Origin of the sequence: Brevibacillus brevis, assembly GCF_001039275.2 — a bacterium.
Lineage (GTDB): Bacteria > Bacillota > Bacilli > Brevibacillales > Brevibacillaceae > Brevibacillus > Brevibacillus brevis_C.
Map to the genome: position 1 here is coordinate 3,983,376 of NZ_CP030117.1, position 22,126 is coordinate 4,005,501.

Here is a 22,126-nt window from a genome sequence, read left to right on the forward strand (position 1 = left end):
CAAATATCATTGGGAGTCTGCCAATTCGTTATTCGCACAGGGATAAAGTCTCGCAAAAAAACAGCTTGACCCCTCGCATGGTAGCGACAGTCAAGCTGTTCTTGTTAAATCATCAGCAATTCACGTATTTCTTGCTCGGTTAAAGATGAGATTGCCTCTTGCCCCGGTGTAATGATTTCCTCGATCAAGTTTTTCTTTTTTTGTTGCAGCTCGTACATTTTCTCTTCGACCGTTCCCTCTGCGACAAGCCTGATCACTTGAACGACTTTCTTTTGGCCGATACGATGGGCACGATCAGCAGCCTGTTGTTCCACAGCGGGATTCCACCACAGATCATACAAGATTACGGTGTCCGCACCCGTCACATTCAATCCTGTCCCCCCAGCTTTCAATGACATGAGAAACAAATCCCGCTCTCCCTCGTTAAATCGGTTGCACAAATCTAGTCTCTCTGCCACTGGCGTCTGTCCATCCAGATAGAAAAACGGGACGCCGTGATACCCCAGCTCGCGTCCGATTATCCCTAGCATCTCCGTAAATTGAGAAAAGAGTAAAACGCGCTTCCCAGCGTTTTTGCATTCACCGATAATCTCGAATAGCTGTTCGAGCTTGGCTGACCCTCCATCATACTCTTTGACGAACAGCGCTGGATGACAACAAATTTGGCGCAGTCTCGTCAAGCCTGCGAGAATTTTGATCCGATTTTTTTGAAAGCCTTTATTGTACAAATGCTTCACTGTTTCCTGTTGGAGCTGCGCCAAATAGGCGACATACAGCTTTTTCTGTTCTGGCAACAGTCTCGCGCTTTGCAGTGTTTCAATTTTGGCCGGCAATTCCTTCAGTACCTCAGTCTTGAGCCTGCGCAATAAAAAGGGACGCGTCCGCTTCGCAATCGTATCTCGCGGCAAGTCAAGGAATTCCTTTCGTGCCGGAAATAGCTCAGGGAAAACAGCATCGTAGATGGACCACAGCTCCTCTACCCTGTTTTCCACAGGTGTTCCTGTCAGGGCAAAGCGATGCTTGGCTTTTATTCGTTTAACGGTCTGAGCTGTTTGCGTGACATAGTTTTTGAAGGTTTGCGCTTCATCCAAGATCAAGGTGTGGAAGGAATGCTCCTCGAACTGGGCATGATCACGACGCAAGAGCGGATACGAGGTAATGAGCACATCGATTTGCGACAGCTCGTTTACGATTTGATTCCGCTCTTCCTTCGTGCCATCCAAAATCACGCTACGGATATTTGGCGCGAACTTTTTGATTTCATTGTGCCAATTGTATAAAAGAGAGGCAGGAGCCACGATAATCGCTGGGAGCTTTTGTTCTCGGATTTCGGGCAGAACAGAGAGCAGAAAGGTAATACTTTGCACTGTCTTCCCCAAGCCCATATCGTCAGCGAGAATTCCCCCAAAGCCGTAGTGTGCCAATGTTTTCATCCATTGATAGCCATACTTCTGATAATCGCGAAGGGTCCCCCGCAAAGATTCGGGTACGGGAAAGTCCAGATTATCAGGGTTACGCATATTCTCCAAAAACTGGCGCAATGATTTCCCTAGCTGAACAGACTGTCCCTGCATGGGTAAATCAAGCAAGCGCAGCCCGCGAAAAGCAGGCAGTTGAAAACCACTTCCCATTTGCTCAGCATATTGCATGCCCATTTCGTCCAGGAAACGATTGATTTGCTCAAATTCCTTTGTCTCAAGCGGCAGAAGCGCTCCATTCGACAGCCGATGATATCTGCGCTTTTCTTCTACCGATTGGATAACACTTCGGATCTCGGACTCTGGTATCCCATCCATATCAAAGCGAAAATCGAGCCAATTTGTTCTCTCATCAACATCCACTTTGACTTTAGGGGGGATGTGAAGAGGCTGAATCCTGATTTTTACGGAAGTTGTCGCGTATACCTTTAACAGCCTTTCCAGCTTTGGGACGACGTGATAAAGGAAGTCATACTCGGCTTCCTCGTCATCTAGAAAATACCCTCCTTCCGTGCGGGTAAAGGCACCCTCCTCCATCAGCTCTAAAATCTGCCGCTCCTTCTCCCCGTCACGCATTAAAATCAGCTCACTGCCACGTTGTCCTCCCCCTTCCTGTCCTTCCAGCGGATTGATGATGATATCACCGTATTGAAACTCCAGTCCCGCCAGAAGTCGGTCCCTTACCCGATCCAGATACAGCTTGGCTTTTAACTGGAATTGCACGACCCGTTCGGAGACAGCTTTTGCAATTTGCACCTTCCCCAGTTTCATCAGGGCCGGGACAATCTGCACCATGAATGGTTCGATTTTTTCCGCGGGAATGTGAATCCGCTCACTGCTATGAGATTCTAACAAGTGCTTTAGCTCTGCCAAACTGTGGCATTGTTCCTTCGGCAGTCTGTGCCATATACCATCTACGAGCAACAATCCGTAAGCTTCCAAGACAGTGATTTGCCTGAAGCCTTGAACTTCCAGTTGATATTGATCGGTTTTTGTCTGGTCAAATTCGAAGTAAAGTGGCGGCGGCTCATCTATACATGCAAACGTTGGATAAATGTGGTCATGATGCTGAATGTGAACAGAAGGTGCGGCAAGTAGCAATGTAAATAACCGCTCCCAGGTAAATGGTGGAACAAGAAGAACCCGTTCCCCACCCACATGCTTCTGTTCCTGATAATGGTAGCTTGCAGTTTCGCGATATATTTTTTCCGTGCGATAAATTTGCAAGAGTTCGCGGAGGATGGCTTCATGCTCTGGCAAAAAGCGATGCAAATTCGGATCATAGGTAAATTGGCTAGAGAATCGATGCACTTGCTGCTTATCCATCCGGTCTAAAAACACGCGAATATCCTTTACGATGTACAACCTCTTTGGCCCTAGCTTCAGCTCTATTCCGATCATGCTCTTGCGAAAGCCGTACGGTACGATTTTACATATGATTTCCAAGGCAAGTGTTGTTCGTGAATCTAGCAACACACGATTATGGCTTGTCCGAATCGGCCGGTCCACGAACAAGCCGAACAATCCCTCTGTTAGTTGCGAATCAGGCTGTGTTGTCACGCCTGCTTGTCTCGTGGTAAAGGAAGTGGAATAGCTGCCAGGATGCTCCTCTGCTTGCAGATCACGCAAGGTTAACAACGAAGCTGCGATATGTTGGCAGTAGTGATCGTACGACGCCAAAGTAGGGCAACTACACACTGCTGCCATACCAGCCTCGTCCAGTTCAATAGTGACTTGATAGTTATTTTTTCCTGCGTCCACTGTCGTTTTGATCCAAGCAGGTTCCGGTTGAAAATGCTCCACGAGCACGTTCCCAGAACGGTAAAAAGCCTTTCCTCTCTCATAAGAAAGACGACCACACCATTCTTTTATCATTTGATGGCTCACTTGAAAGCTCATTTTCTGTTCCATCCTCATCTTGAAATATGTTTAATATTACAGAATGCAACTGAAAAAAGATACGCATGAAAGCGTATCTTTTCCCACATATAAAAATCAATTAGGCGTCATCGGAATCTTCGTCGTCAGAATCTTCGTCCTCGGAATCTTCAGCATCAGAATCTTCTTCAGCATAGTCTTCATTTTCTTCATCTTCGTCATCGTCATCGTCGTCATTAGTGCCAAAGTATAATTTTTTCGTAGTGCCATCTTCGTATTCGATTTTTACTTCCATTTCTTCTGCACCTTCACCAAGTGCCTCACGCAATTGCTCCAACCATTCGTCCATGTTAACCACACCTCCTGGGTATAGATGATCTCTTGGCGGCATTTGCCAACAGATTTACTGTCGACATTGATACTATATGAAAAGTTCCTTTTTCATGTATGGACAGTTGTCCCCTACCACACAGTAGACTTTTGCACAACTTGCCCTTGCAAGTAACGCATGCACCTAACAAGCTACTGTTGCATACGTAACGGTTACATATTTGGAAGTAGACTGGACAAACTTTTGAGGGAATCAACTCCAATACATCATGACTTCGCTACAGAAGGGAGAGCTCATTATTGAAAAGACGATGGATCAAAAGCTTGTTGATCGGGATTAGCTTGTTGCTTACAAATGCCTTGCCAGTTGACTCGATTATGGCCTCACCAGATCACCCGTACCATTTTGGATTTAAAAAGAGCAAGAATGGTCAGTTACCCTCTATCAATGAGGAAGGTTTTAAAGGCATTGTGGATCGACACGGTGCGGTTTTTTTAGGAGATACTACAAAAAAAGAGCTTTACTTAACGTTTGATAACGGTTATGAAAATGGCTTTACACCAAAGATTTTAGATACCCTTCTCGCGAAAAAAGTCCCCGCTATTTTCTTTGTGACAGGACATTTTGTGAAGGAACAGCCGGAGTTATTAAAGCGAATGGCAAAAGAGGGGCATCTGATCGGCAACCATTCGTGGAGCCATCCTGATATGACGACCGTACCGAATCAGAAAATCAGAGATGAATTGACGAAAGTAAGTGATGCCGTCCAGCAAGTGACCGGACAAGCTACCATGCGTTATTTGCGACCTCCTAGAGGAATTTTCAGCGATCGCACTCTTGCTGTGACGAAAGAATTGGGCTATACCAATGTCTTTTGGTCGGTTGCCTATAAGGATTGGGATACCAAAGTCCAGCGTGGGGCAAAATACGCTTATGATAACGTGATGGCCCAATTGCATCCCGGTGCTGTTATTCTGCTCCATTCTGTCTCCAAAGACAATGCAGAGGCTCTCGGGACGATAATCGATGAAGCACGCAAGCAAGGTTATGAATTCAAGAGCTTGGATCAGCTTCCGAAAAAGTAGTACAAACTCTTCCTTTTGCAAGCAAAAACTCCCGCTGCTTCGCATGTGCAAAGCGCGGGAGTTTTTCGGTTTAGTTGCGATCCAGCAAGGATGCTCCAGCAATACCTGGATGAGTCATTTCAAATGGATCGAGAATCAGATCCAGTTCTTCTTCTGTCAGTACATTGTGTTGCAAGCACAGCTCACGTACAGACTTTCCTGTCAAAATAGCTTCGCGGGCAATGCGTGCAGCAGTCTCATACCCGAGGTGAGGATTCACAGCAGTAATGACGCCAACGCTTTTTTCCACGTATTCTTTCATGCGCTCGCGGTTTGCTTCGATTCCTTCCAGGCAGTGACGCGTAAAGACATCGAATGCATTGTCCATAATGCTGATCGATTGCAGCAAGTTGAAGACAAGCACTGGCTCCATAACGTTCAATTCTAGCTGACCTGCCTCGGATGCCAAACAAATCGTATGGTCATTTCCGATGACTTGAAACGCTACTTGGTTGATGAGCTCTGCCATAACAGGATTGACTTTTCCTGGCATGATCGAGGAGCCTGGCTGACGTGCTGGCAAGGAGATTTCACCCAGTCCAGCTCGAGGTCCTGATGCCATCAAACGCAAGTCATTCGCGATTTTAGACATATTCATCATGCAAACTTTAAGTGCTGCTGATACTTCTGTATACGCATCTGTGTTTTGTGTAGCATCCACGAGATGCTCTGCACCTGTCAGCGGGAAGCCCGTGATGTCAGCAAGATGCTTAACTACTGTGGTAATGTAACGAGGATCAGCATTCAAACCCGTTCCTACCGCAGTCGCTCCCATATTCACTTCGTACAAATGCTGACGAGATTGCTTGATACGCTTGATATCGCGCTCAAGTACTCGACGGTATGCTTCGAATTCTTGGCCCAAGCGAATCGGAACCGCATCCTGCAAATGCGTTCTTCCCATTTTAATGACATCATCGAATTCTTGTGCTTTTTGACCAAATGCATCATGCATCTTATCCATCGTCACAAGCAGCTTTTCCAACAGGGTGAGTGTTGCAATATGAATGGCTGTTGGGAAAGCATCATTGGTGGACTGAGACATGTTAACATGTGTATTGGGGCTCAAGTGGAAATAATCCCCTTTTTTCTCACCAAGCATTTCAAGACCGCGGTTCGCGATTACTTCGTTGGCATTCATATTGATTGAAGTACCTGCTCCGCCCTGAATCGGATCGACGATAAATTGATCATGCCATTTTCCTTGCATGATTTCTTCCGCCGCAGCGACAATTGCATTTCCTAAACGCGGATTCAATCTGGAAACTTCCATATTTGCCATCGCAGCTGCTTTTTTAACCATTGCCATTGCATTGATGAGGGAAAAATGAAGACGATACCCGGTGATTGGGAAGTTTTCCGTTGCTCGCATCGTTTGCACGCCATAATAAGCATTTACTGGAATTTGCTTCTCGCCGAGAAAGTCTTTTTCCACTCGAAACGTCTGTTGTTCCATTCTTATCAGACCAGCCTTCTAGGAATAATGGTTGCTACTTCCTCTCCATTCTACCACAGTTTGACGCAGGAAGACCTATCCACCTGAAACCTCTTATTTGTTTTTACGTCTTACTATTTGTAGGTACCATTTCATACCAGACAGAATCGAGGGATACCATGAAAAAAATGCTTTTGCTGCTGTTGACGATTGGCTTGCTGCAAGGATGCACGAGTGACACAAATAGCCCTTCCACTCCAACAGAACAACAGAAGCCACCCGCAACCACGCAACCACCTACAACGCCTGAAAAACCATCAACGGAACAACCAGCTCAACAGGAGACTGTCTATGCCAATGATATTTTCCGCAATGTCACTGTGAAGAAGACCGCCCAAGACACGTTTGAAATCAAAGGACAGGCGAGCGTATTCGAAGCTGTACTCAATTATGTCGTAGAAGATGGACATAACGAGCTGACGCAAGGTTCCGTGCAGGCTACGACCGCTGCTCCTGATTGGGGCGATTTTACCCATACACTGAAAGTAAAAAAAGCGGAGCCGAACAGCACACTGACACTGATCTTGTTTGAAACAAGCATGAAAGACGGCAGCCGAAGAATGGAACTCATCATTCCACTCCCGGAATAAGGCCTGTAAAAAAATCAGACCCTCTCTATGAAAAAGAGAGGGTCTGATTGAAAGGGTCTATTATTAGATAGCAGTAGACAGTCAGTTGCCGTATGCCTTGCTGTTACTTTTACTCGCCTTTTTCTTCCTTGAAGCATTCCATGCAGAGCGCACCATTGTTCTCGATTTCATACTCGGTCAAGCGAGCCTGGCAAGACTTGCATTGTTTTTCCGTGAGCACTAAGTTCAAGACTATATCTCCTCTCAATGATGTAACGTAGTCTATTTATATTATAACCAAAGATTTATATGAGACAAAGAGCTATCTGTTAAAATTTCGTGAATTTTCAAATATAAAAAATAATAAACAAAGAGGAGATCATCATGACCTCACCCTATTTTTCACTTTTCCTGACAGGAGAGCCGTTTCGGCTGTTTTCCACTTCTCACGTTATCACTTTGATTCTTGTGCTCTGTCTGGTCGTGCTCACCTATTTCTTTCGACAAAAGCTCCAAGCCCCGACAACTCGACTCGCCACGCGTTACGTACTTGCGGGAATCTTGCTTTTGTCAGAGATTTGTTATCAGCTTTGGCATGTTTATACCGAGAGCTGGACGGCTGCTTACACATTGCCCTTGCAGTTGTGTAGCGTGACGCTCCTTCTTTCTACCGTGATGCTGGTGACGAGAAGCTACGGGCTGTATGAGATTACGTTTTTTGCCGGGATTGGCGGCGCCATGCAGGCATTGCTTACCCCCGAGTTGTTTTATCCATTTCCGCATTTTCGCTTTGTGCATTTTTTTGTAGCCCACGCGGGAATCGTCCTTGCTTGCCTGTACATGACGTGGGTAGAAGGCTACCGTCCGACTGTCCGTTCGATTTGGAAAACGATGGGCTTTTTAAACCTGCTATTGCTCGTCGCACTTTTCGTCAACCTATGGACGGGCGGAAATTACTTATTTGTCTCGCGCAAACCGGACAATCCCAGTCTGATTGACTTTTTGGGCCCGTATCCGTGGTACATCGTTTCGTTGGAAGGTGTAGCGCTCGCGTTGTTTTTCTTGTTGTACCTGCCCTTTGCCCGAAAGCAGTCGTTGGCGAAGGAAGTCAGGAGCGATTTGTCTGTCTGAATTACGCCTGCTGCTCGTTTACCCAATCGGTTACAAACTGCAAGAAGCGTTTGGCAGCCGGTGACTGCTTGGAAAAAGAGGTTGCTGCCACCCCCAGCGAACGGTAATGCTCCCCTTCAAGCGGGATCATCCGGATATTTGCAGGCAAGCGGAACAAAATCATTTCTGGAAGGATGCTAATCCCGAGGCCATTTTGCACCATAGCAATAATCGCGTGGTCATCTCCCACTTCATATTTGATGCGCGGCTCGATCTGATACTCGGCCAACAAGCGCTGTATATCATTGTCACAGCCCGTCTTCGGCATAATAAATGTTTCTTCGGCCAATCGGCTCACATGCACCCGCTCCTCTCCGTAGAGCGGGTGTTCCTCTGTCACCAGCAAATACATCTGATCCTTTTTTAAAGGAATACATTCCAAATCCTCTGTTGTCGGTAAGGAGACAAAGCCGAAATCAATCTCTCCGGTTTGAATCCAGCTCTCAATTCCATCGTAATAACCTTCCATCAGCTTAATCTCGATCGCCGGATACTGGTCTTGGAACCGCTTGAGGATTCCGGGAAGCCATTGCGTGGATACACTCGTGAACGTCCCAATTCGCACCGTCCCGACCTCCAACCCGTTGATGGCAAACACCTCTTGTTTCATCCGCTCATGGCAGCGCAACGTCTCACGCATGTAAGGAAGCAGTCGCTCCCCATTACTCGTGAGGCTAATGCCCGATCGTCCTCTGGTCAAAAGCGAAAACCCAAATTCCCGCTCCAAACTCGCAATCGCATGGCTGATCGCTGATTGTGTCAGACCTAGTATTTCGCCAGCTTTGGTTAAGCTCCCTGACTCCATAACGGTGATGAATACCTCAAACTTGTTCAAACTCACCCTTCTTCGTCCCCTTTACATGAATCCGATTCATGAAAATCATCACAAACATTCATTTTTCTTATTTAAACGATACTCGTATACTGTTTATGGCGCAACACTGATTAGGACCCGCTTTTACCCGGGCAAGGAGGCTTATCCCATCATGAAACCGCAAGTAAAAGCCGATTTGGCTATGATTTTGGTCACCCTGTTTTGGGGGACCTCGTATGTGTTTATGCAAATGGGATTGAAGGATTTGGAAACTTTCAATCTGATCGGTATCCGCTTTGGCATTGCTTTTCTACTGGCAGCCGCCTTGTTCCATAAACGCTTGCGTGTCACGAATCGAAAAACATTGCTCCATGCGTTCGTACTCGGTGCGCTCCTTTTCGGGGTTTTTGCCACCATCACGAACGGAGTGAAATCAACAACGGCTTCCCAGGCAGGCTTTCTCGTTAGCTTGACCGTTATCTTCGTTCCGCTCTTATCTATTCTTTTGAGAAACCGTCCTGAAAAAAGAGTCTTTGTCGGCGCTGGACTGGCCATGATCGGCATCGGCCTGCTCACACTAAGCGCTGAATTTCGCATCAGCCAAGGAGACCTTTTGTGTATCGCTGGTGCCCTCTTTTACGCTACACATATTACCGTAACAGGCCGATGGGCCAATCAATCGGATACGATCCAGTTGGGGATTTACCAGCTTGGCTTTACAGCACTGCTGGGCATTGTTTTTTCTTTTGCGTTGGAGACTCCCACATTGCCCCAGACTACAGAGGCTTGGATCGCCGTACTCGCCCTTAGCGTATTGTGCAGTGCAATTGGCTTTGTCGTACAAACGGTGGCCCAAAAATATACGACCGCCACGCACACGGGTGTTATTTTTTCCTTGGAGCCAGTCTTTGCAGCCCTGTTTGCCTTCTTGGTTACAGGCGAAACACTGTCTATTCGCGGGTACATAGGCGCAGGTCTCGTTTTGATCAGTGTACTGATTGCGGAAATCGATGTGAAGAGCTTGCTGCGCGGAAAGCAGTTGACAAAAAACCCGACTCACTTATCCTGAGTCGGGTTTCGCTTATGGGTCATGCAAGAGAGCAATCTGTAAGAAATCCATGCCTGATTGATTTGCTATGATTGAAAAAATGGGTTTATTCATGACGAAGCTAGTTACTATGGAGGGATGGAAATGAACGTAAACAATGAAACAAACAAATTCGCAACACAAGTAGGTGACTGCGAGATTGTGATCACCCGCGTTTTTAATGCTCCACGCGATCTTGTGTTTGATGCTTGGACGAAAGAGGAAAACCTGTCGAAGTGGTGGGGGCCTCGAGGTTTTACGACCACTTCCCAGAAGTTTGATCTAAAACCGGGCGGTACATGGCAGTTTATCATGCACGGTCCTGATGGCGTTGATTTTCCCAACACCAACGTCTTCGTCGAGGTTGTTGAACTCGAGCGGATCGTCTTCAAGCATACTGTGTTTCCTCATTTTCTTGCGACAGCCATCTTTGAGGATCTGAATGGCAAAACCAAACTCACTTATCGCACCGTTTTTGAAGAACCTGCCGCTGTGTTTGATAAGGTGAAAACATATGCCGTCCCTGGTGCCGAACAGACCATGGATCGTCTTGAAGAACACCTGGCAAGTATATCTGAAAAGTAGATCGTTCCATAAAACAGCGGCAATCCAGGACTTTACTTCATTGTCCAAGGACAGCCGCTGCTCTGATTTTCGGGTTATTTTTTCAAGACGTATAGCAAACTTTTCCGCCAATGATGGTCATCATGACCTTAGTCGAGAGCAGCTCGTCTGGATCGATGGTAAACAGGTCTTTGGAGTAGACGGTCATATCTGCATATTTTCCACGAGACAGCGTGCCTTTGACATGATCTTCGTTCGTCACCTGCGCACTACCTAATGTAAACAGATGAATGGCTTCCTCCATCGTCAGTTTTTCTTGTGGGAAGTATCCATCGTGTGTTTCTCCCGGTGCTTTGCGCGTGACGGCTGCGTGTATCCCCAACAGAGGATCGATAGGTTCTACTGGTGTATCCGAGCCCGCAGCGCAAATGATTCCGTCATTCATCATTGTTTTCCAGATGTAGGAGTACTGAATCCGCTCCTGTCCTACGCGATCCATCACCCACGGGAAGTCTCCTGCAAGAAAACGCGGTTGGATATCTGCGATGCGATGAGGATGCTTCAAGCGGTCCAGCAGATCTGGTCGCAAGATTTGAGTATGAATGAGGCGGTCCCGATAAGCGACTGCCGGGAACTGATCCAAGCTGTCTAGCACCATTTCCAGCGCTTTGTCGCCAATGGTGTGTACGGCTATGGGCATCCCGAGTCCACGTGCTTGTCGAACCAGCTCTGTCAGCTCGTCTTGCTCATGCACAGGATAACCGCAGGTACTCGGATCATCAGCGTACGGAGCTGACAGGTAAGCCGTCCTGCGTCCTAATGCCCCATCTGCAAAGATTTTCACCGCACCGATTTGCACATGAGCGTTTCCGTAACCTGCCGTCATGTTTAAGTCGCGCAGCTCATGCATATGCGGATAGTAGACAAGCAGGTTGCTGCGCAGTGCAAGCTCTTCGCCATTGATGAGCTCATCATAGAGCCGATACGTTTGCGCAAGTCCGCCCAATTCACGCAAATCCTCCGTATGCGCCCCTGTCAATCCATGCGCCACTGCATAGCGAATCGAGCTGCGCAGGCTTTGCTTCAACTGATCGTAGGCAGGTCTCGGAATATGCTTCGTAATCAGGTTGGAGGCAGTTTCTAGGAGCATACCTGTTGGCTTTCCGCTCACAGGATCATGTACAATGACTCCCCCCGCAGGCACCTCCATGTCACGATGATAGCCACATAGCTCCAATGCCTTACTGTTTACCAAATTCGCATGACCACATATTCGTGCCAGAAGAATCGGGCAATGCGGGGCAGCTTGATCAAGCTCTTCAATGGCAGGAATGCCCCCACCATCCGCGAACAAATTCTCATCCCAGCCATAGCCTTGTATCCACGCATTTTCAGGTGTGGCTTGCGCTTTTTCTTTTAAGAGAAACAACATCTCATCCTTGGAGCGAGCTTTGCTCAAATCCATCTGCAAAAAGGTGAGACCGAGCCATCCCAAGTGCAGGTGGCTGTCAATCAATCCCGGGGTAGCGGTATATCCTTGCAGATCAATGACCGTTGCATCACTACCTCCATATTGAAGAAGCATGTCCGCATCGCTGCCCAAGTCATGGACAATTCCATCCCGAACGACCAACGCCTGTACGAACAAATGCCTGGAGTCTCCTGTGTAAATGCGTCCATTTCTAAAAATGGTTGTCGCCATCTCGTGACCTCTTTTCTGTTCACTTCTGAATTTTCGTATGCCTATCCTCTCTTAATTTGTTTGCTGCTAGTCGTTTTCCTCCCTGAAATGAAATAACGTTCAAAAAATTGCGTACTTCGCTTTTTTGCTTGGGAAAACATGGTGTTTACTTACTTCCCTGTTGAAAGCAGCAGCGGTAGGGCACGTTATGTTCATGTCCTATTTTTGCGCGGAGGGAACGTATGCAGCAAAAAACAAAAAAACGCCTTCCATCCTTCCTTCAAATGCGGGAGTCCACTGGTCTGAAAATGTCGCGCCACGAGCCTTCTCAGAAAAAGCCATCAGGTCGTCTGGACAATCAAGCCAAGCTACTGCTCCTGGTCAACGCTGTATTCATTGCCGCTGGCGCCCTTTCTGGCACGTTTGTAAACGTCTATTTGTGGAAAGTAAAGAGTCAATTTGCACCGATCGCTTGGTTTACTTTTTCCGCCCATCTTGCAGGTGCTCTTACCTTCTGGCTTGCTGGCTGGTACGTCAAGAATTTGAACAAAATGAATGTCTTGCGTGCCGGAATGGCGGTTTCTGCCCTTTTTTATTTGCTCGTTCTTCTGGCGGGTCCAAAGGCCGTCTCTTATGCTGTACCGCTTGGGCTCGTTCAGGGTATGGCGAGTGGATTTTTCTGGCTTTCTTTTAATGTGGTATACTTCGAAATCACGAATGCCGATAACCGTGACCTTTTCAACAGTTGGGCAGGGTTACTTGCTTCCATTGGCGGCATGCTCGCGCCCTGGATATCAGGGTTGCTCATTACACGGCTTCCAGGGAATAGCGGCTACTCCCTTATTTTCGGGATCTCTCTTGCGCTATTTGTCGTCGGCGTGTTCATCAGCTTTTTTCTGAAAAAACGCCAATCGGAAGGGACGTATGCCTGGAGCTTTTCCTTACGTTGTTTGCGTGATCAGCCCGAGTGGCGCTGGGCGGCTGGCGCTTTGGCTGGTCAAGGACTGCGTGAAGGCGTATTCGGCTTTGTGATCGGTCTACTCGTCTACATTTCCACGAAAAGCGAGATGACTCTCGGCAACTACTGGTTGATTACATCTGCCGTCGGACTGGTGAGCTACTTTCTGATCGCCAAATGGTTCACTCCTCGCTATCGCAAGTGGGGAATGCTCGCTGGTTCTGTCATCATGTGGGGGATTCTCTTTGTATTTTTTTGGCAAGTGAGCTTTACGACACTGATTATTTTCGGGATTGCCGTGTCCATCGCTTATCCGCTGTTTTCAGTGCCCATGCTCTCCACGATTTTTGATCTGATTGGCACAAACGAAGAGAGCGCGCGTAATCGGGTCGAGTATGTCGTACTGCGAGAGTTCGCTCTGGACGTTGGTCGGTTGGTGGGGATTCTGGTCTTTCTGCTAGTAACGTCTTTAAGCGTCTCGCCCCTCACGCTGAACTGGTTGATTCTGTGTATCGGAATCGGTCCACTCATCGCGTGGGTGTGCATGACCAAGCTATTTCGTCACGTCCCTGCTGCTAAAAAAGCAGACAACTGAACGAAGCGTGCACCCATGACAAAACAAAACCCGCTTCGGCTGACTTGCCTAGCGGGTTTTAACAACAAAAAACCTTTCCCCCTTGGAAGCTAGCTCCCACGGGAAAGGTTGCGTTGGTTTTTCGATTATGATTGGGCTACTTTTTCTTTCGTTTTCGTTACGATGTGGTGACCGAGCGGCAAGCCGCGCTGCTCCAGCTCATCAGCTGTCACAATATGGAGCGTCTCACTTTTACACGGCATGGGCATCAATCCGCCCAATGGACTCATCACTCTTCCGATCGTGTCTGTCTCAATGAGCACGTACAGGCCTTTTTCCTCCAATTGTTGCATGAATTCTCCCCAACGCTTGGAAGTAATTTGATCGGCGTGCTTGGTGAATATGACACCCATTTCTTGTGCTAGCATGTAAAATCTCCTTTGTTCTATCCGTCAAATATATGCTTCAAAAGATAATCTAACAATACAGGGAAACCTCCCTTCTGGCAAAATCCGTGTAAGCCAAAAAAACACGAAAAACGGTTGTTTTTGACCGCTTTTCGTTTCAGGAATCTCACATCTTCCTCGCACACACCGTTTCAACGCGGCACGCTGTTTTTTGCCGCTTGCTTTTGAAAAAGAGGCCTATTTTTGCCGATTTCCTGAATTCTCATGCCTTGCCCATCATGTACCTGTATTTCCTCGATTTAGAAATTCGTTGTCAGCTCCACATGCAGCAGCCTGGCAAAAGGAACCCAATGAATCTCAGAGCCTGCCCGAAGCTTGAGGCGTCTCGCCGCTTGATCAATATGGATGATGCGGGCAGACAGGCGTCGCGGCTCTCGCCCGTCATAATAGGTCAGCGTCAGGGGGCTCTCTGTCTGGAACGCCTGCCATACCAGCTCGCTCAAGGCGCTAAGCTGCTCCTGATCCAGCTCGGGTGGTACATAGCGGCGCTCTTCTTCCTTGATGCGCAAATACATTTCCCGATGCTCCGGCAGTACAAACCGACTGGCCACGAATACATTTTCCTTTTTGGACACGCGTTTTTCCCTCATCGCTTGTTCTCTCCTCGCTGTTCATATCGGGTCCACAAATGGACGAGCTCCTGACACTCTGCCCGCAATACCTCAATCGTATAGATCGCTTCTCGCACGTACCCGCGTTGTCGATAGTGGACGACATACATATGTCCCTGACGTCGTGAGCTGACGACTGTGCAACCCCGCTGCCGCAAGATGCGACGCAGTTGGTGATGCTGCCGCTCCGCCCACCGCGAGAGCTCCTCGAACATCATCTGATAAGAAAACTTCAACGGCACAATCCGCATCTGCCCCAGATCGGCCATGACTGCCCGAAACAAAATGCCAAATAAAATATACTGGCGTATCAATTCCTGCTCGTCTGACACCATCGGCTCCGTCACTTGTAGTGTCCTCCGATTTTACGTGCGCGTTCTTTCGCCTGTCCCGCTTCCAAGACAGAGGTGGCGCGCAGGATGGCGTCCTGACCGTATCGGGTCCGGATATCATCCATGGCTTGTGCCAACGAACGCCGCTTGTGATTATCCGTAAACAGATTCAGTTGCACCACGTTGTCAGGGACAAGCTGCCCCAAATTGACCCCGATACTGCGGACGGGCGTTTCCTGCCAGTGACGGTCAAACAGAAAGCAGGCCGCTTCGTACAAAGTCATGGCATCATTTGTCTGTTCCGTGAGCTTCATCTGCCGCCCAAAGCCTGTTCCAGCAGCCAAATCGGCCCCACGACAGCCCACAGACAGAACGGAGCCCATCAGCTCCTTTTTCCGCGCCCGACGGCACACTTCTTCGCACAGTTCTAAAAGCACCACTTTGATTTCCGCCGCTGTATGGTAATCCCGAGGCAACGTCATGTGATGACCGATCCCTTTTTGTGAATCATAGGAATCCAAAGCCACAGGTGAATCGTCGATTCCGTGAGCCGTGCGCCACAGCACTTCCCCGTTTACCCCCCAATGTCGGGAGAGGATGGCTGGCCTCATATCTGCAAGCTGCCCGATCTGATAGACGCCCATTCGATGAAAATGCCGCTTCATACGTGAGCCTACCCCGAACAGCTTTTCAATCGGAAGCTTCCAGAGCGTATCCGCTAACGTCTCCCGTTTGAGCCAAAAAACGCCTTCTTCCCGTTTCTTGGCGAAATTGTCACAGGCCATCTTGGCCAGTACCTTGTTCTCTCCGATGCCTACCCGACAGTTGATTCCCGTCTCCATCCAGACGCGCTGCCGAATCTGTGCAGCCATCTGCAGCGGATCACCAAACAGATGGACGCTGCCTGTCACGTCGAGAAACTGCTCATCGATCGAGTACGGCTCCACCTTGTCAGTAAATGCCTCGAATATGCGAGTGATTTGCATGGAGATGCGAATGTACATCTCCATGCGCGGACGAACGACGACGAGCTGGCGACACTTTTGCTGCGCCTGCCATAGCGCTTCGGCAGCGACCACTCCATATGACTTGGCAATCGGACACGCTGCCAGCACAACTCCGCTGCGCCGCTCTGGATCACCTGCGACGACAATCGGCTTGTTTCGCAGCTCTGGATTGGCCCCTTTCTCGATACTGGCATAAAAGCTCTGCATGTCGATCAAAAACACGATCCGCTTGTTCGCATTGGACACACGATCATCCCCTAATAAGAACTTATGTTCCTGTTTTGCTTTGTTCTTATTATAGCAAACAAACGTTCGCTTTTATGCCTGTCTCGCGCAAAAAAAGTTGGTAATTATTTCTTCCCGGATAAGCACGCGTCAGTAGGTGTTCCGCAGGCGAGAGCGAATCCAATAAGGGGTTACTTTTTCACGACAGGAATCCAGATTTCGCTTCGAAAGGTTGGTGATGAAATCTCTTTATTTTCGTTCCACAAAATCTCTGGACCCTCAGCCTGTTCATAACCAGAGGATAAAAACCATTCCGAATAAATCCGGGCCCAGACATCTTGCAGCGTGTCAGGAAAAGGACCCACTGCTTCGAAGACCGCCCAGGTGGAAGCAGGAACTTCGAGTACCGCCAGATTGTCCGGACAAGCTTTTGTAGTGGCTACGCCGATATAGTGGTCGAGCTCGCCATATTCCAACCGACCTTCTGAAAAGTTCGTGGACGCACTGATCAGTCCAAGTGGCTTAACATCGGATAGCGACTTCAGTTGCTCAATCATCTCCCTATTTAATGAAGCCCACATGGCCGCAATCTCTGGATTGACTCCACGATAAATCAACGGAACTCTTTTTTTCAGACCCACTATGCGAAATGCCTCTTTTTCTTCCATGCGATAGTTCATGACACTGCCTCCTTTAATGGATAGATGAAAGGTCATTCGCGGATAAGCCTTCAAGGAATGGCCGATATGTCTGGCTTCAGTCGGAGTGACTCCATGCACATTCTGAAAAGCTCTGGTAAAGGAGTCAGCCGATCCGTATCCGTATTTGATCGCAATGTCAATGACCCGCTCGTTGCTGTCCGCCAGCTCAAAAGCTGCAAGCGTAATGCGCCGACGCCGGATATACTCGGATAGCGGAACACCAGCCAGAAAAGAAAACATCCTTTTGAAGTGATACTCGGAGCAGCAAGCTACCCGAGCGATTTCTTTGTAGTCAATCTCGCTTGTCAAATTGTCTTCGATGTAGTCCAGAGCCTCATTCAGCTTTGCAAGCAAATCCATGGTAATGACCTCTCTTTCCCCCTCAGAATAGCAGATGCAAAATCGGGCAATCCGACATTTCGTGCACAATTATGACGGGTCGGCCTTGTGAAAAACACCCATTGAAAGGAGCTTTATCATAATGACAACCACTTCCCCCCTGCTCCCCCAAATCGGAGCGATTTTTGTAGCCGTCAGCGACATCGAGCGCGCACGCGACTGGTACTGCCGCCTATTGGGCATTCCCGCAGACGGTGAAATTATGTTCGGGCATATCTACTGCATTCCCTTACAAAGCGGACTGACGCTCGTTCTGGACAGCAAAATCTTTCCGAAGCGCAGCACAGATGATGCTCCTTTGTTTCATTTCAACACACAGGATATCGAAGCCTCTTATGCCTTTCTCGAGGAGAGCGGAGTCGAAGTCGTCACTCCTATCCAGCATGGCCACTGGTTCAACTTCCGCGATCCCGACGGCAATCTGATCATGGTAAGCCAATGTTAAACAAAAGAGGAGATACACACATGACTATCCACTTGCGCCCCACTACACCAGCAGACATTCCATTCGTATGCGAAGTAGAAAATGCGCCAGAGAATACCCCGTTCATTATTCCGTGGAGCGAAGATCGGCACCACAACGCTCTTGGCGACCCGGACATCCTCCATATGATTGCCGAAAAAAAAGAAACAGGCCACCCCGTCGGCTACGTGATCATCGCCGGGCTGACCAATCCTCATCAAAGTATTGAGCTTATGCGTATTACAATCGCAGTGAAGGGGGAAGGCTACGGTCGCAACATCCTGCGCCAGATCAAGCAGTGGGCATTCATCGAGCAAAAAGCCCATCGACTCTGGCTGGATGTAAAAGAAACGAACGACCGCGCCCGCAGCCTTTACTTATCCGAAGGGTTTCACATAGAGGGCACCTTGCGCGATTGCCTAAAAGCTGGCGATACTTACGAATCCTTGATCATTTTATCGATGCTGGCAACGGAATATGACGCCTAGGGGGCAAATGCGTCCGGAGTCGTGACGTACAGCCATTTGCCGTCGTTGCTAGCTCCCAAAATCGAAACACTTGCTGGCAGTCCTTTCACCAGCACAGATTGTTGCTTACGATCGGCATCGAACAGGAAGAGCGACGACACGGACTCCGCTCCTTGTTCAGCTTTTTCCCAATCGATATAAACCAAATGGTGAGTGCCTGGAATCCATATCGCTTCTGGCTTCATTTCCATCAGTTTGACGTCGCCTTTAAACACCCCTGCATTCCAATACATTTGATAGGCCCCATCTGTCGACTGGATATAGCCAGACCACGCTTCTTTGGGAACCGGTGGATTCCAGCTAATCACCTTGCCTGACTGCCAATCGTAGCGTTGACGAAGCTCTTCAAAGCTTTCTTCCTCTGTTCTCATTTCAAACGTCGCGTAACGTCCATCATCCATAAAACTGACGGGCTGGACTTGCCCATTCATCTCATCTGTTGGAACCCATCCTTTGATGACACCTGGGAGGCGCCGTTCTTTTCCAGTCGCCAAATCATACACGACCAGATCGAGATCCTTTTTCTGTTCGGTCTTGCCTACTGCCATCAATACATGCTTGCGATCATGGCTAAAGCTGGCTCCATGTACGTATCCATCTACCTTGACACGAGTGGCAAACTCGCTTTTCGGTACTTCTGTCCCTTTCGGTGGATACGCGAAAAAGAAGCCGCGACGATCTGCCATGAAGTCGCCTGTACCGCTATAGTTGTCAGTCAGCTCCATTGGATAAGCAGTCAGCTCTTTTGACTGTGTGTCATAAATCGAATACAGCATGGGGAACCGGGCATCGCACTCACAATATTCTGTAAATCGCTCCAGCAGTACATACCGTTCCTCAGGATCGATAAACTCCATGGGAGTCCTGACGGCAAAGTCCGTCATTTTTTCTTTTACCTTGCCATCGACTGAGACTCGCCAAATCTGAGCTGGAGCAAACACCACCGCCGAGAAATCATTCGTATCGTCAAACACGTTTCCCTTTACCGTCTTCGCTCCTGCTACATTTACAACATATTCCGTCCAGCTTCTGTCTTTGGCAAGCGTATCAGGAAGGGTAGCCAGCAATTGCAGTTGACGGTCGTGCACCCAGTGAAACGTAAAAATCGGCTCCACGAATCCCAAGTCCTCTTTTTTGGTCTCTTCCTGGGCATTTTTGCGAATAGCTGCTTCGACGGTTCCACGGTTCACGGCTTCCTTAAAAAAGAGGGTGTACGCCTGTGGTGCGGGTCCCACGACCGTTCTTCGAGGAGAGCGGAGCTGTGGAGCATCGTTTAGCTGAATGACCACGTCTTCTTTCATCGCCGCGTAGTCGTAAGGCAGTTCCTTTTGCTTCCATTCCTTTGTTGTTTGGCTGGTCGTATGGGATGGGCCAGTCTGAGCAATCCGACTGTCCGTGGAAGTTGCTTGCGCGAAGTCGGATCCTGTCATGATAAGCAATGCGAACACAATGGACATACTCATTCCTCGAATTTTTCGCAAAGACAAAAAACTCGCCTCGCTTCCTAGAAAAATTTACCTTACAGAGGATAGACGTCGATAGCCTGCTTAAGGTTTCACCCCACAAAAGAAAAAGCCTCCCCACACGCTTGAAGTGGGAAGGCCTTCCTTCATTTCCTAATCGAAGACGACACCTTCCAGCACGCCCTCATTCTTCAAATAGTCACGCAGCCAGTGATACTTTTCGTCGCGCCAGAAGGAGTCCTCTGCTACCAGCTTGACAGTCTCCTGTCTCGCTACCTCCAGCGCTTTATAATCACTTAATAGATCAGCGACTTTAAACTCCGGCAAGCCGCTTTGCTTTGTCCCGAAAAAATCACCCGGTCCGCGCAATTCTAAATCGCGCTGCGACAGCTCAAATCCATCCGTCGTCTCGCACATGACACGCATCCGCTCTTTTCCGATCTCTGATTTCGGATCGGCGATCAACACACAATACGACTGTTCAGAGCCACGACCTACCCGCCCACGCAATTGGTGAAGCTGAGCAAGGCCAAACCGCTCCGCATCATAAATGACCATATAGGTAGCATTCGGCACATTCACACCGACCTCTACGACCGTTGTACTGACCAGAACAGCGTGCTCTGCCGCGAGAAAGGCTTGCATGACTGCATCCTTTTCCTTCGCTGGCAATCGCCCATGCATCAAACCTACGCCGAATTCAGGGAAAATGTGTGTGAGCTGAGCATGTACATCTATCGCATTTTGCACATCGAGCTTTTCCGACTCCTCAATGAGCGGGCAAATCACGTAGGCCTGCCGTCCTTTGCGCAGCTCATCCCGCATTTGCTCCAACACAGCCGGAAACTGATCATGCTTTTTCCATGTCGTCTCAATTGGTTTGCGCCCCGCAGGCATTTGATCAATCGTCGAGACGTCCATGTCGCCAAATGCCGTAATGGCCAGTGTTCTCGGAATTGGCGTTGCAGTCATAAACAAGACATCAGGCGACAAGCCTTTATTCCGTAAAATTCGCCGCTGCTCCACACCGAATCGGTGCTGCTCGTCCGTAATCACGAGACCAAGCCGTGAGAAAAAGACATCCTCTTGAATGAGCGCATGGGTACCGACCACGACATCAATTAACCCCATTTGCAGAGAGCCAATGACTTCGCGTCTACGTTTCGCCGTCAGGGAGCCTGACAAGAGCGCGACCTGAATGCCATAATCGGACAAGAGCTTCGTCAACGACTGCACATGCTGCTCGGCGAGAATCTCCGTCGGTACCATCAGCGCTCCCTGATAGCCTGCTTTCACCGCAGCAATCAGCGCGATGGCAGCTACAACGGTTTTCCCCGAGCCTACGTCCCCTTGCAGCAGCCGATTCATCGCATGAGGGGCCCGCATGTCGTCCAATATTTCTTTTACCACTCGTTTCTGCGCTTCTGTCAGCGGGAACGGCAACCCTTTGACAAATTCCCGTACATCTTCCATCGGGATCGCCAAAGCAACGCCTTCCGTTTGCTGTCGGTTAATCTTGCGCAGTGTTTGCATTTTCAACTGGAATAAGAAAAGCTCCTCGAACATAATCCGTCGCCGCGCTTGACGACCATCTTCTGCATTTTCCGGAAAATGAATCGAATGAAAAGCATGCATCCGCGGCATCAGTCGGTAGCGCTCCACAATATCCGCAGGAAGGATCTCAGGAATCTCCTTGCCGTACTGACGCAACGCCTGTTGAATGGTTTTGCGCAGCAGTGTATGCGTCACATCGCCGCCAAGTGGATAGACAGGGGCGAGCTCGCCTCGTTTTGTCGCACGTTCGGAGTCTACTTCTGTCATTTCACTCACAGTAATCTGTAGTTTGTGCTTGTCCCATTTTCCTGTAACGAGTATTTCCTTGCCGGGCGACAGCCTGCTTTTGACAAACGTCTGATTGAACCAGACAGCCGTCACCACGACACGATCCATGACAACCTTGACCGACAGTCGTGATTTTCTTTTTCCATAAAAACGAACAGAGGGTTCGCCGTACACCGTACCTGCCAGCGTGACCCTCTCTCCGTCTTTTACTTCTGTCAAATCGCGCACACGGTAATCTTCATAGCGAGACGGGAAATACTCCAGCAAATCACCAATGCTGTTGATTCCCAGTCCTGCAAATGCCTTCGCCCGCTCTTCCCCTACCCCGTGCAAAAGGGAGACGGACGATTGATATGCACCAGCCAT

General features: G+C 48.7%; 20 protein-coding genes. 8 read left to right on the forward strand and 12 right to left on the reverse strand.

The features are described 5' to 3' along the window. Positions 1 to 104: 104 nt before the first annotated feature. Positions 105 to 3,377 (reverse strand): DEAD/DEAH box helicase, encoded by a 3,273-nt coding sequence (locus AB432_RS19080; protein WP_048033621.1) that lies wholly within the window; start codon positions 3,375 to 3,377, stop codon positions 105 to 107. Between the two features lie 100 nt (positions 3,378 to 3,477). After that, positions 3,478 to 3,705: a hypothetical protein gene (locus AB432_RS19085; RefSeq protein ID WP_048033622.1), complete on the reverse strand. Its 228-nt coding sequence runs from the start codon at positions 3,703 to 3,705 to the stop codon at positions 3,478 to 3,480. A gap of 281 nt (positions 3,706 to 3,986) precedes the next feature. Here AB432_RS19085 and pdaA point away from each other — a divergent pair, with 281 nt between their 5' ends. Then, positions 3,987 to 4,772, forward strand: a complete 786-nt coding sequence (gene pdaA, locus AB432_RS19090; RefSeq protein ID WP_048033623.1) for a delta-lactam-biosynthetic de-N-acetylase — start codon at positions 3,987 to 3,989, stop codon at positions 4,770 to 4,772. 70 nt (positions 4,773 to 4,842) lie between these two features. On the opposite strand, the gene aspA is transcribed toward pdaA, so the two are convergent. Further along, complete coding sequence (gene aspA, locus AB432_RS19095) at positions 4,843 to 6,267, reverse strand: aspartate ammonia-lyase (protein ID WP_048033624.1); 1,425 nt, start codon at positions 6,265 to 6,267, stop codon at positions 4,843 to 4,845. A 158-nt stretch (positions 6,268 to 6,425) separates the two neighbouring features. Between aspA and AB432_RS19100 the strand changes: the two genes are divergently transcribed. Further along, a complete protein-coding gene (locus tag AB432_RS19100; RefSeq protein WP_048033625.1) occupies positions 6,426 to 6,896 on the forward strand; it encodes a Gmad2 immunoglobulin-like domain-containing protein in 471 nt (156 codons plus the stop codon). Between the two features lie 363 nt (positions 6,897 to 7,259). Further along, positions 7,260 to 8,006, forward strand: coding sequence for a YwaF family protein (locus tag AB432_RS19105; protein ID WP_048033626.1), 747 nt, complete (start codon positions 7,260 to 7,262; stop codon positions 8,004 to 8,006). Position 8,007: 1 nt separating this feature from the next. Here the strand turns inward: AB432_RS19105 and AB432_RS19110 are convergent, their stop codons facing one another. Next, complete coding sequence (locus AB432_RS19110; protein ID WP_048033627.1) at positions 8,008 to 8,886, reverse strand: LysR family transcriptional regulator; 879 nt, start codon at positions 8,884 to 8,886, stop codon at positions 8,008 to 8,010. A gap of 145 nt (positions 8,887 to 9,031) precedes the next feature. Here AB432_RS19110 and AB432_RS19115 point away from each other — a divergent pair, with 145 nt between their 5' ends. Both AB432_RS19115 and AB432_RS19120 read left to right on the forward strand, forming a co-directional pair. Next, positions 9,032 to 9,928 carry a DMT family transporter gene (locus AB432_RS19115; protein WP_048033628.1) on the forward strand — a complete coding sequence of 299 codons (897 nt, stop codon included), beginning with the start codon at positions 9,032 to 9,034 and terminating at the stop codon, positions 9,926 to 9,928. Positions 9,929 to 10,051: 123 nt separating this feature from the next. Then, entirely contained in the window at positions 10,052 to 10,531 is a 480-nt protein-coding gene (locus tag AB432_RS19120; protein WP_048033629.1) for an SRPBCC family protein, read from the forward strand. A gap of 82 nt (positions 10,532 to 10,613) precedes the next feature. Here AB432_RS19120 and AB432_RS19125 read toward each other — a convergent pair whose 3' ends face one another. Next, complete coding sequence (locus AB432_RS19125) at positions 10,614 to 12,212, reverse strand: amidohydrolase (protein WP_048033630.1); 1,599 nt, start codon at positions 12,210 to 12,212, stop codon at positions 10,614 to 10,616. A gap of 221 nt (positions 12,213 to 12,433) precedes the next feature. Here AB432_RS19125 and AB432_RS19130 point away from each other — a divergent pair, with 221 nt between their 5' ends. Beyond that, positions 12,434 to 13,744: an MFS transporter gene (locus AB432_RS19130; protein WP_048033631.1), complete on the forward strand. Its 1,311-nt coding sequence runs from the start codon at positions 12,434 to 12,436 to the stop codon at positions 13,742 to 13,744. Positions 13,745 to 13,869: 125 nt separating this feature from the next. On the opposite strand, the gene AB432_RS19135 is transcribed toward AB432_RS19130, so the two are convergent. The 5 genes from AB432_RS19135 to AB432_RS19155 form a co-directional block, all read right to left on the reverse strand. After that, positions 13,870 to 14,151, reverse strand: coding sequence for a hypothetical protein (locus tag AB432_RS19135; protein ID WP_048033632.1), 282 nt, complete (start codon positions 14,149 to 14,151; stop codon positions 13,870 to 13,872). Between the two features lie 278 nt (positions 14,152 to 14,429). After that, on the reverse strand, positions 14,430 to 14,780 hold the full coding sequence (locus tag AB432_RS19140) for a YolD-like family protein (RefSeq protein ID WP_048033633.1): 351 nt from the start codon (positions 14,778 to 14,780) through the stop codon (positions 14,430 to 14,432). After that, positions 14,777 to 15,148, reverse strand: coding sequence for a YhjD family protein (locus AB432_RS19145; RefSeq protein WP_048033634.1), 372 nt, complete (start codon positions 15,146 to 15,148; stop codon positions 14,777 to 14,779). Before AB432_RS19145 ends, AB432_RS19140 begins: the two co-directional genes overlap by 4 nt. Further along, entirely contained in the window at positions 15,145 to 16,386 is a 1,242-nt protein-coding gene (locus AB432_RS19150; RefSeq protein WP_048033635.1) for a DNA polymerase IV, read from the reverse strand. Before AB432_RS19150 ends, AB432_RS19145 begins: the two co-directional genes overlap by 4 nt. 170 nt (positions 16,387 to 16,556) lie before the next feature. After that, entirely contained in the window at positions 16,557 to 17,426 is an 870-nt protein-coding gene (locus tag AB432_RS19155; protein WP_048033636.1) for an AraC family transcriptional regulator, read from the reverse strand. 121 nt (positions 17,427 to 17,547) lie between these two features. Between AB432_RS19155 and AB432_RS19160 the strand changes: the two genes are divergently transcribed. Next, the gene (locus AB432_RS19160; protein ID WP_048033637.1) at positions 17,548 to 17,910 is read left to right on the forward strand and encodes a VOC family protein; all 363 of its coding nucleotides are present in this window, start codon (positions 17,548 to 17,550) and stop codon (positions 17,908 to 17,910) included. Between the two features lie 20 nt (positions 17,911 to 17,930). Beyond that, positions 17,931 to 18,416, forward strand: coding sequence for a GNAT family N-acetyltransferase (locus AB432_RS19165; RefSeq protein ID WP_048033638.1), 486 nt, complete (start codon positions 17,931 to 17,933; stop codon positions 18,414 to 18,416). Here AB432_RS19165 and AB432_RS19170 read toward each other — a convergent pair. Together AB432_RS19170 and recG are read right to left on the reverse strand one after the other, a co-directional pair. Further along, positions 18,413 to 19,885 carry a hypothetical protein gene (locus AB432_RS19170; protein WP_235617502.1) on the reverse strand — a complete coding sequence of 491 codons (1,473 nt, stop codon included), beginning with the start codon at positions 19,883 to 19,885 and terminating at the stop codon, positions 18,413 to 18,415. The genes AB432_RS19165 and AB432_RS19170 overlap by 4 nt on opposite strands. A 186-nt stretch (positions 19,886 to 20,071) precedes the next feature. After that, positions 20,072 to 22,126, reverse strand: coding sequence for an ATP-dependent DNA helicase RecG (recG, locus tag AB432_RS19175; RefSeq protein ID WP_048033640.1), 2,055 nt, complete (start codon positions 22,124 to 22,126; stop codon positions 20,072 to 20,074).